This is a genomic window from Variovorax sp. 05T418, from assembly GCF_056396385.1.
In genome coordinates this window covers 177,527-192,306 of the sequence record NZ_JBFTLJ010000003.1, presented here as the reverse complement: position 1 = coordinate 192,306, position 14,780 = coordinate 177,527, and the positions used below count along the sequence as shown (strand labels likewise).

12 protein-coding genes are annotated in these 14,780 nt (G+C 68.8%); 5 read left to right on the top strand and 7 right to left on the bottom strand.

Features of this window, described 5'->3' with window-relative positions; genetic code table 11:
* Positions 1 to 10: 10 nt before the first annotated feature.
* Positions 11 to 2,257 (bottom strand): cyanophycin synthetase, encoded by a 2,247-nt coding sequence (locus AC1DMS_RS06875; protein WP_478180835.1) that lies wholly within the window; start codon positions 2,255 to 2,257, stop codon positions 11 to 13.
* Positions 2,258 to 2,396: 139 nt separating this feature from the next.
* Here AC1DMS_RS06875 and AC1DMS_RS06870 point away from each other — a divergent pair, with 139 nt between their 5' ends.
* Both AC1DMS_RS06870 and AC1DMS_RS06865 read left to right on the top strand, forming a co-directional pair.
* Positions 2,397 to 4,679, top strand: coding sequence for a cyanophycin metabolism-associated ABC transporter (locus tag AC1DMS_RS06870; protein WP_018903579.1), 2,283 nt, complete (start codon positions 2,397 to 2,399; stop codon positions 4,677 to 4,679).
* The gene (locus tag AC1DMS_RS06865; protein WP_018903578.1) at positions 4,679 to 5,155 is read left to right on the top strand and encodes a cyanophycin metabolism-associated DUF1854 family protein; all 477 of its coding nucleotides are present in this window, start codon (positions 4,679 to 4,681) and stop codon (positions 5,153 to 5,155) included. Before AC1DMS_RS06870 ends, AC1DMS_RS06865 begins: the two co-directional genes overlap by 1 nt.
* Positions 5,156 to 5,167: 12 nt before the next feature.
* Here AC1DMS_RS06865 and AC1DMS_RS06860 read toward each other — a convergent pair whose 3' ends face one another.
* A complete protein-coding gene (locus AC1DMS_RS06860; protein ID WP_018903577.1) occupies positions 5,168 to 6,274 on the bottom strand; it encodes an acyltransferase family protein in 1,107 nt (368 codons plus the stop codon).
* Between the two features lie 150 nt (positions 6,275 to 6,424).
* On the opposite strand from AC1DMS_RS06860, the gene queC reads away from it, so the two are divergent.
* Complete coding sequence (gene queC / locus AC1DMS_RS06855) at positions 6,425 to 7,138, top strand: 7-cyano-7-deazaguanine synthase QueC (protein WP_018903576.1); 714 nt, start codon at positions 6,425 to 6,427, stop codon at positions 7,136 to 7,138.
* Here queC and AC1DMS_RS06850 read toward each other — a convergent pair.
* Both AC1DMS_RS06850 and AC1DMS_RS06845 read right to left on the bottom strand, forming a co-directional pair.
* Positions 7,135 to 8,916, bottom strand: a complete 1,782-nt coding sequence (locus AC1DMS_RS06850) for an ABC transporter ATP-binding protein/permease (RefSeq protein WP_018903575.1) — start codon at positions 8,914 to 8,916, stop codon at positions 7,135 to 7,137. The two genes, queC and AC1DMS_RS06850, sit on opposite strands and share 4 nt — an antisense overlap.
* 105 nt (positions 8,917 to 9,021) lie before the next feature.
* Positions 9,022 to 9,582, bottom strand: coding sequence for a phosphonate degradation HD-domain oxygenase (locus AC1DMS_RS06845; RefSeq protein WP_018903574.1), 561 nt, complete (start codon positions 9,580 to 9,582; stop codon positions 9,022 to 9,024).
* Between the two features lie 158 nt (positions 9,583 to 9,740).
* Between AC1DMS_RS06845 and AC1DMS_RS06840 the strand changes: the two genes are divergently transcribed.
* Complete coding sequence (locus AC1DMS_RS06840) at positions 9,741 to 9,875, top strand: hypothetical protein (protein WP_012746215.1); 135 nt, start codon at positions 9,741 to 9,743, stop codon at positions 9,873 to 9,875.
* 104 nt (positions 9,876 to 9,979) lie between these two features.
* Positions 9,980 to 11,233, top strand: coding sequence for an MFS transporter (locus tag AC1DMS_RS06835; RefSeq protein ID WP_012746216.1), 1,254 nt, complete (start codon positions 9,980 to 9,982; stop codon positions 11,231 to 11,233).
* A 13-nt stretch (positions 11,234 to 11,246) separates the two neighbouring features.
* On the opposite strand, the gene AC1DMS_RS06830 is transcribed toward AC1DMS_RS06835, so the two are convergent.
* From AC1DMS_RS06830 to AC1DMS_RS06820, 3 genes are all read right to left on the bottom strand, one after another.
* Positions 11,247 to 13,451 carry a phosphocholine-specific phospholipase C gene (locus tag AC1DMS_RS06830; RefSeq protein WP_018903573.1) on the bottom strand — a complete coding sequence of 735 codons (2,205 nt, stop codon included), beginning with the start codon at positions 13,449 to 13,451 and terminating at the stop codon, positions 11,247 to 11,249.
* A 26-nt stretch (positions 13,452 to 13,477) separates the two neighbouring features.
* The gene (locus AC1DMS_RS06825; protein ID WP_012746218.1) at positions 13,478 to 13,675 is read right to left on the bottom strand and encodes a hypothetical protein; all 198 of its coding nucleotides are present in this window, start codon (positions 13,673 to 13,675) and stop codon (positions 13,478 to 13,480) included.
* Between the two features lie 202 nt (positions 13,676 to 13,877).
* Positions 13,878 to 14,777: a 5'-nucleotidase gene (locus tag AC1DMS_RS06820; RefSeq protein ID WP_412510431.1), complete on the bottom strand. Its 900-nt coding sequence runs from the start codon at positions 14,775 to 14,777 to the stop codon at positions 13,878 to 13,880.
* Positions 14,778 to 14,780 lie beyond the last annotated feature (3 nt).

Below are 14,780 nucleotides of genomic sequence, written 5' to 3'. Positions count from 1 at the left end.
GCGGTGCGCTTCAGGCGAGTTGCAGTTGGGGGGACGAGAGCGGCTGCGTCTGCGAAAGCTGCAGCGAAGCCAGCGCCGCCTGCAGGTCGGCCTCGAAGGCCTCGACGCCGGCGCCGATGAGGTTCAGCGGAATGCCCAGCGCCCAGGCCGCGGCCACCGCGGCCAGCACGCTCTCCAGGCTCACGCCCGCATGCGTGGCGCGCCAGACGGTCAGCCGGCCGAGGCCGGGCAGGAAGGATTCGCTGCTGCCGTTGGCCAGCACCACGCGGTCCTGCCGCACCAGCACGGCCTTGCCGCCGGCGGCCTGGTGCGCGGTGAGCGCGGCAGCCTGCGGGTCGGCCGCATAGAGAATGACGGCGCCGTCGCACAGCGGCGCCAGGCCCGCCACGCGCGGATCGCCCGCGTTGAGCACCGCGGTGCCTTCGCCCAGCACCACGTCGACCTGCGTGCGCAGCACCTTGACCATCTGGTCGCTCTCGGTGATGTCGTAGTCGGCCAGCGCCTCGGCGCCTTCGAGGTCGGTCACGATGCCGAGTTCGCAGCGGTCGTAGGCCAGGCCGTCGCGCAGGATGGTCTCGGCGCCGTTCTCGATCACCACGGCTTCCACCGCGCGGTTCACCAGCAGGCGGCGGCCGGCTTCCCAGTTGGCGCTGTCGCGCGCATCGACGCGGCGGCGCTCCAGGAACAGGCCGTCGCGGCAGGCCAGGCCCGTGTGGCGCCCGCCCAGGTTGATGAGCCAGGCGACCAGGCGCGCGAGCACCGCGGTGTCGCGCGAGCCGGCCACGCCGATCACGGGGATGCGGCCCGGCGCATCGCCCGGGAACAGGTGGTCGCAGATCGCGCGGCCCACCGGGCGCGGCGAGCCGACGGCCGGCTTCAGGTGCATCAAGAGGCCGGGGCCGGCATTCACTTCGACGATGGCGCCGCGCTGCGGGCCGAGCGGCTTGCCGATGTCCAGTGCCACCAGGTCGATGCCCGCGATGTCCAGGCCCACCACGCGTGCGGCCAGCACGGCGGCATGCGCGACTTCAGGATGGACCTGGTCGGTGCAGTCGTTGGCCATGTTGCCGTTGCGCTGGATCGTGACCACGCGGCCGGCGGCCGGCACCGAGGCGCCGTCGAGCTCCTGGCGCTTGAGTTCGAGCTGCAGCTTGGCGTCGGTGTCCAGCACGATCAGGTCGAGCGGGTATTCCTCTTCGGCGCCGCGGCGCGGATCACTGTTGAGCTGCTTGTCGATCAGCTCGGCCACGCTGCTCTTGCCGTCGCCGGTCACGGTGATGATCTCGCCGCGCGCGGCCGCCACCACCTCGCCGCCCACCACCAGCAGGCGGTGTTCGTGGCCGCGGATGAAGCGCTCGACCATCACGTCGCTGCCTTCGGGCTCGGCCACCGCGAAGGCGGCCATGACTTCGTCGCGCGTGGTCAGCTCGAGCGACACGCCGCGGCCGTGGTTGGCATCCGACGGCTTCACGACCACCGGCAGGCCGATGTCCTCGGCCGCTTCCCAGGCTTCCTCGGCGCTGGCCACCACCTGGCCTTCGGGCACCGGCACGCCGCAGCTCGCGAGCAGCGACTTGGTCAGCTCCTTGTCGCTCGCGATCGATTCGCCGATGGCGCTGGTGTAGTCGGTCTCGGCGGTCCAGATGCGCTGCTGGTTGGCGCCGTAGCCCAGCTGCACCAGGTTGCCGCTGTTGAGCCGGATGTGCGGAATGCCGCGGTCGGTGGCGGCGGACACGATGGCCGCGGTGCTCGGGCCCAGGTAGCAGTCCTCGACCTTGGCCTTGACCGCATCGACCGCCTTCTGCACGTCATCGGCGGTGAAGGGGTCGTTGTTGATCGCCGCCATCAGCAGGCGGTGGCCCTGGGCCAGCGCCACGCGGGCCACCTGCTCGTCGCGCGCGCGGAACACCATGCGGTAGACGCCGTGCTCCGAGGTGCTGCGGGTCTGCCCGAAGCCGGTCGGCATGCCGGCCAGGTTCAGCAGCTCGATCACCACGTGCTCCAGCACGTGGCCCGACCAGGTGCCTTCGGTCAGCCGCTGGATGAAGCCGCCGCGTTCGCCCACGCCGCAGTGGTGCTCGATGAGCGCCGGCAGCAGCGCCGTGAGCCGGTCGGTGAAGCCGTCGATCTTGTTGGAGGGGTAGTCCTCCAGCTTGCCCAGGTCGAGCCAGACTTCCAGCACGGGCCGGTAGGTCCAGAGGTTCGGACCGCGCAAATAGTTGATGCGCAGCAGGCGGATGTCGTCGAAACGGGTCATGCAAACGTTCGATGTGCTTTGGCCGAGCACCGCGGCGCCTTCAAGCGCGCCCATGGCAATCGGTCAGAATCGGCGCCCGACAAAGGACGCCATGGCGCGGTCCCTGCGGCCCGCGACGGGCAAGAGTCAAAGAAACACAATGCAACATCACGATCCAGTCGGCACCCGGGAGGGCGAAATCGAGGCGGCCTCAGACGCGCTGAAAAGCCGGCTCGCAGCCGCGGAAAACGTTCTGGTCACACTGCCGGTTGACCTTGACGATGAACTTCTGTTTACCTTTGGGCTCGTGGCCCTCACCGACCGGCGGCTGCTGGCGCTGCAACCGGATGGCCAGTGGTGTGAGTGGACACTATCAGATTCAGCCCTCCGTTTGCATTTGAGCGACCATTCCGGCGTTGGAATGCTCGATCTGGTGGGTGCCGAAGGGCGCCTTGCGCGCTGGCGCTACACGCTGGCGAGCCAGCCGGCCGCGCTGCGGCTGCTCAAGCTCTTCGGCCAGCGCGAGAACGGCACTGTCGCCGAGGCGACAGCCGAACCCGATGGCGACGACCTGGCCCTGCCCGACGCCGAGCTCCAGGCGCCGCCCTCCACCTGGGTGCTGCTGCGCCTGGGCCGCTTCGCCAGGCCCTACCGCAAGCAGCTGATCGCGGGCTTCCTGCTGACGCTGGTCTCCACGGCCGCGACGCTGGTGCCGCCCTACCTGACCATCCCGCTGATGGACGACATCCTGATTCCGTTCCAGAACGGGCAGAAGATCGACCCGGCGCGCGTCGGGCTCTACCTGAGCGGGCTGCTGGGCGCGGCGCTGGTCGGCTGGGGCCTGGGCTGGGCGCGCACCTACCTGCTGGCGCTGGTGTCGGAGCGCATCGGCGCCGACCTGCGCACCACCACCTACGAGCACCTGCTCACGCTGCCGCTCGACTATTTCGGCGGCAAGCGCACCGGTGACCTGATGGCGCGCATCGGCTCGGAAACCGACCGCATCAACGTGTTCCTCTCGCTGCACGCGCTCGACTTTGCGAACGACGTGCTGATGATCGTGATGACCGCGGTCATCCTGGTTTCCATCAACCCGCTGCTGGCCGTGGTCACGCTGGTGCCGCTGCCCTTCATCGCCTGGATGATCCACGTGGTGCGCGACCGGCTGCGCACCGGCTTCGAGAAGATCGACCGCGTGTGGTCCGAGGTCACCAACGTGCTGGCCGACACCATCCCGGGCATCCGCGTGGTCAAGGCCTTTGCGCAGGAGCGCCGCGAAGCCGAGCGCTTCCGCGTGGCCAACGCCTACAACCTGCAGGTCAACGACAAGCTCAACCGCACCTGGTCGCTGTTCACGCCCACCGTCTCGCTCTTGACCGAGATCGGCCTGCTCGTGGTCTGGGGCTTCGGCATCTGGCAGGTGGCGCGCGGCAGCATCACGGTGGGCGTGCTCACGGCCTTCATTGCCTACATCGGCCGCTTCTACACGCGGCTCGACTCGATGAGCCGCATCGTCTCGGTCACGCAGAAGGCGGCGGCCGGCGCCAAGCGCATCTTCGACATCCTGGACCACGTGAGCAACGTGCCCGAGCCCGCCAACCCGGTGAAGATCGAGCGCGTGCAGGGCCGCATCGAGATGAGCGGGCTGGGCTTTCGCTACGGCTCGCGCGCCGTGATCCACGACCTCGACCTGACCATCGAGCCCGGCGAGATGATCGGCCTGGTGGGCCACAGCGGCTCGGGCAAGAGCACGCTGGTCAACCTGATCTGCCGCTTCTACGACGTGACCGACGGCGCCATCAAGGTCGACGGCACCGACATCCGCCGCTTTGCCGTGGCCGACTACCGGCGCCACGTCGGGCTGGTGCTGCAGGAGCCGTTCCTGTTCTTCGGCACCATCGCGCAGAACATCGCCTACGGCAAGCCCGACGCCACGCGCGCCGAAGTGGTGGCCGCCGCGCGCGCCGCGCATGCGCACGACTTCATCCTGCGCCTGCCGCACGGCTACGACTCGCTGGTGGGCGAGCGCGGCCAGGGCCTGTCGGGCGGCGAGCGGCAGCGCATCAGCATTGCGCGCGCGCTGCTCATCGACCCGCGCATCCTGATCCTCGACGAGGCCACCTCGGCCGTCGACACCGAGACCGAGAAGGAGATCCAGAAGGCACTCGACAACCTCGTGCAGGGCCGCACCACCATCGCCATTGCGCACCGGCTGTCGACGCTGCGCAAGGCCGACCGGCTGGTGGTCATGGACCGCGGCGAGGTGGTCGAGGTCGGTCCGCACGACGCTTTGATGGAGAAGCAGGGCGCCTACTGGCGGCTCTACCAGGCGCAGCTGCGCCAGGCCGACGAGGAGGCGAGCGAAGGCGCCGTCGACGAACGCGCCGGCGCGCAGCTGCCCTTGGTCATGAGCCATGCGGCCCATCCCGCCGGAGACGCATGATGAACGACACCATTCCCACTTTCGATCTCGAGCGCGATGCCTTCGGCCGCCTGGTGCTGACCGATGCAGAGGGCGAGCGCCACGAGGGCGTGACGCCCGTGCGCGCCTTTCCGCTCAGCGCGCCCGGCGAGGGCGTGTCGCTGGTCGGCAGCGAGGGCCGCGAGCTGGTCTGGATCGACCGCCTCGAGGCCCTGCCGGCGGCGACGCGCGCGCTGCTCGAACAGGAGCTCGCGGTGCGCGACTTCGCACCCACGCTGCTGAAGCTGCATGGCGTGTCGAGCTTCGGCGTGCCCAGCACCTGGACCGTGAGCACCGACCGCGGTGACACCAGCTTCGTGCTCAAGGCCGAGGAAGACATCCGCCGGCTCGAAGGCGGCGCACTGCTGATTGCCAGCGCGCACGGCGTGCAGTTCCGCATTCCCGACGTGAAGGCGCTCGACCGCGCCTCGCGCAAGCTGCTGGAGCGCTTTCTCTAGACCGCCGCGCGTTCAGGCCGACGCGGCGCCGCCCGATGCGGCCGGCAAGGCGGGGGCCGGCTGGGTGGCCGCCCGGGCCTGCCGGTGGCCCCAGTCGGTGATCGGCTTCTCGAACCGGCGGTAGAGAAAGTCGGAGACAAGCAGTGCCACGCCGAAGGACGCGAACAGCAGCGTCGCCCCCGCCACCGTGGTGGGCGAGATGCCGATCACGGCCTGCGCCGCCAGGTACTGCACCAGGTACATCGCGTACGAGCGGCGCCCCACGAACAGCATGAAGCGCGACGAAAGAAGCCTGCGCAGCCAGCTGTCCGCCGCAACCAGCGAAGGCAGCCACAGGCCCACCAGCACCACGTACAACGCAATGAGCTGCGGCTCGCCGAAGCGGGCGCTGATCGTGAGCGACTTGCGGTGCACCAGGAACAGGGCGAGCGCGATCGCGATGGCGGCCGTCTGCGTCATGAGGCCGCGCATCCATGCGAAGGTCCGGCGCGTGTGCATCGCGATCGCCACCATCGAGCCCACCAGCATGCCAAGGTAGTGCCAGGGCGAGAATCCGGCCGGGTGGGCACCGGTCATCCAGACGGCAACCAGCAGCGCGAGGCTGCATGCGGCGGTCCCGAAGCGCGAGGCGGCGGTGGAACCGAACAGCGTGAACAGCGCCGGCCACACCAGGTAGTACTTCCACTCGACGCCCAGCGTCCAGGTCATCTGCAGCGGCGCGAAGCCGGCAAACTCGTTCAGCAGCGTGAGGTAATAGGGCGTGGCCGTCTTCATCTGCTCCCAGGCCGCGCCCTGGGCGAGGTAGCTCAGCGCGAGCACCAGCAGGTAGACCAGAAAATAGAGCGGCAGGATCCGGGCCGCGCGCCGGATGTAGAAGGCCTTGAGCGACACCGTGCCGGTGGCATCGCGCTCGCGCAGCAGCAGCGTGGTGATCAGGAAGCCGGAGAGCACGAAGAAGGCATGCACGCCGAGCCAGCCCGAGAACTTGTCCCAGCGCGGACCGCCGAAGTGGAACCCGAAGACAAGAAAGACGGCCACCGCCCGCAGCCCATCGAGCGCTGCGAAATTGCGGGTCTCCAGGTAATCGCCGAGGCCGTGGATCGACCCTTGTTCGCGCATGTTGTGCGTTGCCTCTCCTTCGAATCGCGCGGATTCTGCCCGAGATAGCACTTTGGTGGTGCATCGGCAGGGCCGGATGGCCGCGGCTGTTGGTGCGGCGCCACGTTGCGCCGCCAAGGCTGCGAAAATCGCGGTTTTGAAGAGACGGACATGCCCCTGCACACCACCGCCCTCGTCCTGTTCTCCGGCGGCCAGGATTCGACCACATGCCTCGCGGAGGCGCTGTCCAAGTACCAGCGCGTCGAGACGCTGGGCTTCGACTATGGCCAGCGGCACCGCGTCGAGCTCGACGTGCGCGGCACCATCCTTGCCAGGATGCGCGAGCGCTTCCCCGACTGGGCGCCGCGCCTGGGCGAGGACCACGTGCTCACGCTGGCCGCGCTGGCCCAGCTCGGCGGCTCCTCGCTCACCGAGGAAGTGGCCTTTGAAATGCAGGCCGACGGCCTGCCCAACACCTTCGTGCCGGGGCGCAACCTGCTGTTCCTCACGCTGGCCGGTGCGCTGGCCTACCGGCGCGGGCTGCAGGTGATCGTCACCGGCGTCTGCGAGACCGACTTCTCGGGCTACCCCGACTGCCGCGACGACACCATGAAGGCCATGCAGCTCGCGCTCTCGCTCGGGTTGGAGCGCCGCCTGGTGATCGAGACGCCGCTGATGTGGATCGACAAGGCCGAGACCTGGCAGATGGCGCATCGCCTGGGCGGCGAGCCGCTGGTCGAGCTGATCGTGGAAGAAACCCACACCTGCTACCTCGGCGACCGCGAACATCGCCAGGCCTGGGGCTACGGCTGCGGCGAGTGCCCGGCCTGCGAGTTGCGCAAGAAGGGCTGGGAGCGCTACGCCTCGCGCCCCCAGCAGCTCTAGGTGGCCGCAGTCTCCAGCCGGTAGCGCGCGCCGCCCGCCGGTGCGCCTTCGGGCTGGGGCACCAGCGTCCAGCGCTGGTTGTGGAAGTCGCCGACCGCCGCGCGGTGCGCGATCGACACCATGGCGCCGCCCGCGGCCTTCACCCGGTCGGAGAGCCGTTTGTAGAGCACGCCCTCGGCCTCGGCATCGAGCGCGCTGGTGATCTCGTCGGCAAAGAGCCACGACGGCTTCTTCAGCAGCACGCGCGCGATCGACAGCCGCTGCTGCTCGCCGCCCGAAAGCTTCTGGCTCCAGGCATCGCTGTCGTCGAGGCGGTCCACGAGGTTGGGCAGCAGTGCATCGGCCAGCGCCTGGCGCAGCTCGGCATCGCTGTAGTTCTCGGCCGGATTCGGATAGGTCAGCGCATTGCGCAGGGTGCCGTCCGGCACGTAGGGCCGCTGCGGCATGAACACCGCGCCCTCGGGCACCTTCACATGGCCGCGTGCGAACGGCCAGATGCCGGCAAAAGTGCGGAACAGGGTCGACTTGCCGCTGCCCGAAGGCCCCTGCAGCAGCACGCTGTCGCCCGGCTGGACCGCGAGCGCCGCGCCGGCGAGCAGCGAAGTGCCGTTGGGCAGCGCCACCGTCAGGTCGCCGGTCTGCAGCGCAGGTGCGGTACCGTCGCGCTCGAGCAACTGGCTGCGCGCCGCATGTGCGCGCATCGCATCGTCGAAGCTGGTGAGGCGGTCGGTGGTTGCGCGCCAGACGGCCACGCGGTCGTAGTTGTCGACGAACCAGCTGAGCGAATCCTGCACCTTGCCGAAGGCCGACGAGATCTGCATCAGCTGGCCGAGCTGGATGGCGCCGCTGAAGAAGCGCGGCGCGGCCACCAGGAACGGGAAGATCACGGCCGCCTGCCCGAAGAACGAGGTGAAGGTGATCAGGTTCTTCTGCTGCTTGATGAGCACCAGGTAGTTGCGCAGCACGCTGCCAAAGCGCAGGTCGAGCTGGCCGTGCTCGACCTTCTCGCCCTTGTCCAGCGCAATGGCCTCGCTGTATTCGCGCACCCGCACCAGGTGGTGCCGGAAGTCGGCCTCGAAGCGCTGCTGCCGGAAGTTGGTGCCGATCAGCGGGCGGCCGATGAAGTGCGTGATGGCCGTGCCCACCACGCAGTAGGCCACCGCCAGCCAGACCATCGCCCCCGCGATCTGGTAGGTGCTGCCGCCCATCGAGAACGCGAAGCTGCCCGACAGCCCCCAGAGAATGCCCACGAAGCTCACCAGCGTGACCACGGCGTTCAGGAGGCCCATCGACAGCGTCATCGTGTAGTCGGTGAACATCTGCATGTCCTCTTGGATCCGCTGGTCGGGGTTGTCGGGCGCCTGGCCGTCGCTGTTGGCATAGCGCGCGAGCTCGAGGTGATAGAAGGTGCGGTCGGCCATCCAGCGCGACAGGTAGTCGCGCGTCATCCAGGTGCGCCAGCGCAGCTGCAGCAGCTGCGTCACATAGAACTTGAGCACCTGCACCGCAATGTTGAAGAAGGCGATCCAGCCGAAGACGCCCACCTCGCGCCAGAAGACCGCCGAGTCCTTGTTCTGCAGCCCGTCGTAGAAGCGCCCGTACCACTGGTTGCCCAGCACGGCCACGTACACGTAGAACAGGTTCAGCGCGACGATGCCCAGCAGCATCGCGCGGGCGCGCCATTTTTCCTCGGAACGGAAGTAGGGCGCCGCAAGCGTGAAGACGCGCTTCACTACCTGGGCGAACGTGGCGGCGCGCGCCGTGACGGATAAAGACATGCAGGTTTCCTCGCTGGGCGCGGGTGCGCCGGACTTCGTGAAGAAACGATGGTAGTCAAATGTTCCTTAAGCGGGACTGAACCGGCCCGGCGCCCCGCAAAGTGCTCAGCGCAGCATGACCCGTGCCGCTGTTTCCAGGAAGTGCTTGAGCGGCGGCGTCTCGCGCCCTTGCACCTTCGCTTCCTCGTCCCACAGCCGCAGCCGCACCGCATCGCCGGCCCAGCGCTGCTCGGCGAAGCGCTGCGCCGCGGCCTCGTCCATCCCGCCTCCCTGCAGCGCGAGACTGCGCACCGAATCCGCCGAGAGCCGCGAGAAGTAGCCGGGCCGTGTCGCGCAAAGGTAGCGCTTGGCATCCACGTGCAGCCGGATCGGCTCGCGCACCTCGGCGCCGAAGACGCCGCGCAGGAGCGGCATGGCGATGTACTGGTGGCGGTCGTCGATGCCCAGCTCGGTGGGCGAGCGCGGCAGCGTCTGGTGCTCGGCGATCAGCAGGTGGCCGAGATCGTGCAGCAGCGAGGCCGTGACCAGTGCATCGCCCGCGCCGGCCTGCTCTGCCAGCCATGCGCACTGCAGCGCATGCTCGAGCTGCGACACCGGCTCGCCCGCATACGCAACCCCGCCGCGCTCGGCGAACAGGCGGGCGATTTCGGCGAGGTCGAGTGTCATGGAACTGGAGCTAAAGCGGAAAGCGCAGGCGAGGGCACGCAGCTTCGCGCAATCCGATGACGGGGGCATGACGAAGCCCGCGGCACTGCACCGGCGCATCGCGCAGTCGGCATGGCGTCCGACTTGACTTGCCAGGCCGCGGGCATAGCATCCGCCGCATGAGAAGCACAGCCCTTGTTCTTCTGCTCTGCATCGGCCTGGTGGCGGCCGGCTGCAACGACAAGCCCAAGCCCGGCGTGCCGGTGCCGAAGGCTTCGGCCGATGTCGTGATGCCGGTCCCGTTCGCGGGCTGATTCGCCCCTCTCGGGCGCGCGGGCGGCCATGCGCCGCCGGGCATTGCGCGCGCTTGCCTTCGCATGTCCGCGCCCGGCGGTATCCTCGGCGCGGAGCAAAAACAATGAAGACATTCGAGACAAGCGCCCACGCGGCGGATTCGCGCTACGCCATGCTGCGGCTCGGCCTCACGCTGCTGGTCATGACGGTCGGCAGCAGCGGCATGTACGTGGTCTCGGTGATGCTGCCGGCCGTGCAGGCCGAGTTCGGCATCGCGCGCGCCGATGCCTCGCTGCCCTACACGCTGCTGATGCTCGGCTTCGGCGTGGGCGGCGTGCTGATGGGGCGGCTGGCCGATCGCTTCGGCGTGATGTGGCCCCTGCTGATCGGTGCGCTGAGCCTTGGCGTGGGTTATGTCGCCTGCGGCATGGCCGATGGCATCGTGTCTTTCACCCTCGCGCAGGCGGTGCTGGTCGGCCTGCTCGGCAGCGCCGCGGCCTTTGCGCCGCTGGTGGCGGACACCTCGCTCTGGTTCGTCAAGCGGCGCGGCATCGCGGTGGCGGTGTGCGCGAGCGGCAACTACGTGGCAGGCGCCATCTGGCCGCCGATTGCGCAGCACTTCATCGAGACGGTGGGCTGGCGCCAGACCTACATCGGCATGGGCCTCTTTTGCGGCCTGGCAATGGCGGCGCTCGCGCTCTTCTTCCGCGCGCGGCCGCCGGCAGTGGCCGCGGCGCCGGCCAGCCATGCGGGCCATGCCGGGCGGCGGCGCGACATGACGCGGCCCTTCGGCTTCAGCATGGGCACCGCACAGGGCCTGCTGTGCGTGGCGGGCGTGGCCTGCTGCGTGGCCATGGCGATGCCGCAGGTGCACATCGTGGCCTACTGCGGCGACCTCGGCTACGGCCCGGCCCAGGGCGCGCAGATGCTGTCGCTGATGCTGGGCTTCGGCGTGGTGAGCCGGCTGGTGTCGGGCGCGATCTGCGACCGCATCGGCGGGCTGCGCACGCTGCTGCTGGGCGGCGCGCTGCAGGGCGTGGCGCTGCTGCTGTTCCTGCCGTTCGACGGGCTGGTGTCGCTCTATGTGATCTCGGCGCTGTTCGGGCTGTTCCAGGGCGGCATCGTGCCGTCCTACGCGATCATCGTGCGCGAGCACTTCCCGCCCGAGGAAGCCGGCGCGCGCGTGGGCACGGTGCTGATGTTCACGCTGTTCGGCATGGCGTTGGGCGGCTGGATGTCGGGCAAGGTGTTCGACCTGACCGGCAGCTACCACGCGGCGTTCCTCAACGGCATCGGCTGGAACCTGCTGAACGTCAGCATCGCGGCGATGCTGCTGTTCAGGGTCCGGCATCTGCGGCTTCGCACCGCCGCGGCGTAGCTCTCTCGCGCCGTCAGAGATCGGCCAGGCCCATTGCCGGATCGCTCACCGAATGCCGGCCGGTCTCGACGCGGCCGGCAAAGCGGCGCACGAAGCTCGTGTCCGCATCGCATCGCACGGCAAAGTCGTACCACGCGCCGCTCGCTGCCAGGTCCCAGTGCAGCTCGGCCTTGGCGCCGCCTTCCACCGTCGCGGTCCACGGACCGTCGTTGCGGTAGGCCTTGGCACGCACGGTGAACTTGCGGGCGCTCTTGCCGTCGTTGCGCATCTCCAGGTACACGTTGCCGTTGGCGATGTCGTAGCACACGCGCACTTCGGGCACGGCCGCATCGCTGGCGCGAAGCGCGTTCAGGTCGCCCTTGAAGTGGCGGTGAAAGCCGTTGGGCCCGAGCACCCACAGGTCGTAGAAGCCGCTGTCGTCGCGCATCGCGTTCCACGTGTCGTCGAGCGTCTTGCCGGGCTCGACCATGTAGCGGCGCGGCAGGCGGTCGAGGTTGAGCTTGTCGTAGACGTGGAACACCGCGCTGGCGGTGCCGGTGTTCGCAAACAGCAGCTGGATCTTTCCGCCGATGGCATCGGCACGGGCGCTCGTGTGCAGCTCGTAGGGCAGCGCGCGCGAGGGCCGCGTGCCGGTGGCCTGGCGCGGCAGCGGCGGGTCGAGCGGCAGTGCCACTTGCGCCAGGGCCTGCTGGTCGGCACGCAGCTTGTCGGCGTCCGCTTTGGTCGTGCGCCCCGCCAGCGCGGGCAGCGCTTCCGTATTGGGCGTGGCGAAGTTGAAGGCACTCGTGAGGTCGCCGCACACCGCGCGGCGGAAATCGCTGATGTTGGATTCCTTCACGCCAAAGCGCGTCTCGATGAAGCGCAGCACCGAGGTGTGGTCGAAGGCCTGCGAGTTGACCCAGCCGCCGCGGCTCCAGGGCGACACTACATACATCGGCACGCGCACGCCGGGGCCGTAGACGCGGCCGTCGGGCGGCGGCTGGTCGGTGGTGCCGGGCGGATTCGGATGGTTGAAGTATTCGGGCGCGAGCGCTTGCACTGGCAGCGTGGTCTTGCCTGCGGGCGTGCCGCCGGCGTCGATCGAAGGCGCGGCCGGCGAAGGAACGTGGTCGAAGTAGCCGTCGTTCTCGTCGAAGTTGATGAACAGCACGGTCTTGCTCCACACCTCGGGCACGGCAGTGAGCGCATCGAGCGTTTCCTGGATGTACCAGGCGCCCTGCACGGGGCTCGACGGGCCGGGGTGCTCCGAATAGGTCGCGGGCGCGACGATCCACGACACCTGGGGCAGCTTGCCGTTCCTGATGTCCTGGCGGAACTGCTCGAGAAAGCCGCCGTCGGGCATGGTGTTGGCAATGCCCTTGTAGAGCGGATTGCCGGCGTCGTCGCTGGCCGGATCGTAGGCGGGCGAGGCCACGTCGTTGCTCACGGGCTTGCCCGAAGCCTCGTTGGCGAGCCGGTATTGCTTGAAGCCGGCCAGCGAGTTGTCGCCGAAATTCTCGGGCATGTTCTGGTAGACGATCCAGCTGACCTTGGCTTCCTGCAGCCGCTCGGGGTAGGTCTTCCAACTGTAGCCGTTGGCCGAGCTGTCGATCGAATCCCATTCGTTGTTGACCGTGGCCACGTTCGCGCCGGTGGGGCCGTTGGTGCCGGTCCAGAGGAACATGCGGTTCGAATTGGTGCCGGTGTGCATGCTGCAGTGGTAGGCATCGCAGAGTGTGAAGGCGTTGGCCAGCGCGAACTGGAAGGGCAGTTCCGCCTCTTCGAGGTAGCCCATCGACTGCGTGAAAGGCGCCGTCTTCGTTTTCTTGTAGCGCACCCATTCGTACATGCGCCCGCCGGCCCACGCAGCCTGGCCGTCGCTCCAGCTGTGCGGCGTGCCGGCCACGCGCTGCGCGTTGCCCTTGGAGCCGTCCAGGTGGTAGGGCAGCACTTCCTTGCCAGTGTCGTCGAGCTGCTGCCAGACGCTGCGGCCCTGCGGCAGCGGAATGGTAAAGCGGTCGCCGAAGCCGCGCACGCCCATGAGCGTGCCGAAGTAGTGGTCGAACGAGCGGTTCTCCTGCATCAGGATGACGATGTGCTCCACGTCCTTGATGGTGCCGGTCTTGTTGTTGGCGGGAATGGCGAGCGCGCGGCGGATGCTCGGCGGAAAGGCCGAGAGCGCGAGCGCGGCGGCGCCGGTGGTGGCGGTGGCTGTGAGGAAGCTGCGGCGTGAGGTCATGGTGTCGTTCGGGTATGGGATGTTGTTCAGGGCGCGCAGCGCATCTCGGGCTTTGTCCCGGTGTCGGGCGGCGGTGTGGTGGGCGTGGTCGGCGCCGGCGTGCCCACGCCAGGCAGGCCGCCGAAGAAGCCGCCACCGCCGTTGCTGCCGCCGCCGCAGGCGGAAAGGACGCAGGCCAGGAGCAGCGCGGGAACGAGCCGCGCAGGCAGGGATGAAAGTCGCATGGGTGGATTCCTTGGGAGTCGCGTTGCGGGGGCGCCCGGAAGAGAGCGCACCGAAAAAGGCCGCGCGGGCTCGAAGGCGCAACGCCGAAAAGGCATCGCGAAGCACCGCGCGGTGGGCAGGCCGCAAGACTAGGGAGATCGCGTTACATCGCCATGAACGGGCGATGACAAGGCTGCGGCGCAGGGCACGCCGCGCAAGCGCTCAGCGCTCGTTGCTGATGCCGCTGGAGACGTGGCCCGCGGGCACGTGGCGCGCCGCGGCATCGACGTGGCCGGTCTGGTCGTCGAAGAAAAAGTCGGGTTCGAACTCGCGCAGGAATTCGCCCTTGGGCAGGCCGCCGAGGAACATCGCCTCGTCGACGCGGATGTTCCACTTCATGAGCGTGCGGATCGCGCGCTCGTGCGCCGGGGCGCTGCGCGCGGTGACCAGCGCGGTGCGGATGCGCATCTGCGCGTTGCCCGCCATCTGCAGGCGATGCAGCGCCGTCAGCAGCGGCTTGAAGGGCCCTTCGGGCAGCGGCAGGTCGGCCTTGCTGAGTTCGTGCGCCTGGAAGGCATCGAGGCCTTGGGCCTGGAACACGCGCTCGGCCTCGTCGCTGAAGAGCACCGCATCGCCATCGAAGGCAATCCGCACTTCGTTCGGCCAGGCATCGCTGGCCTTCACCGATTCGACCAGCACCCGCGCGGCCGGAAAGCCCGCGCCCAGCGCTTCGCGCACGTCCTGCGCGTTGACCGACAGGAACAGGTGCGCACGCAGCGGCCGCAGGTAGCCGAAGGGCGGGCGTCCCTGCGTGAACACGCCGCGCTGCAGCTTGATGTCGGCCGCCGCGCTCGAGCGGAAGATGCGCATGCCCGAGACCGGATCGTTGCGCGAAAGAATGACCACCTCGACGCGCTGCACGCCGTCGTCGTTGAAGCGCAGCAGCTTGCGGATCAGCGAGTACGCGATGCCCGGCGCGGCCGGCACGTCGATGCGGTCGAGCTGCAGCTTCATGTAGCCCTCGTTGTCGCCGGCCTCGAAGATCCTGTTTTCTTCTTCGAGGTTGAACAGCGCGCGCGACGAGATCGCGACCACGAGCTTGTCTTCGAGCGTGACGGGCATGGC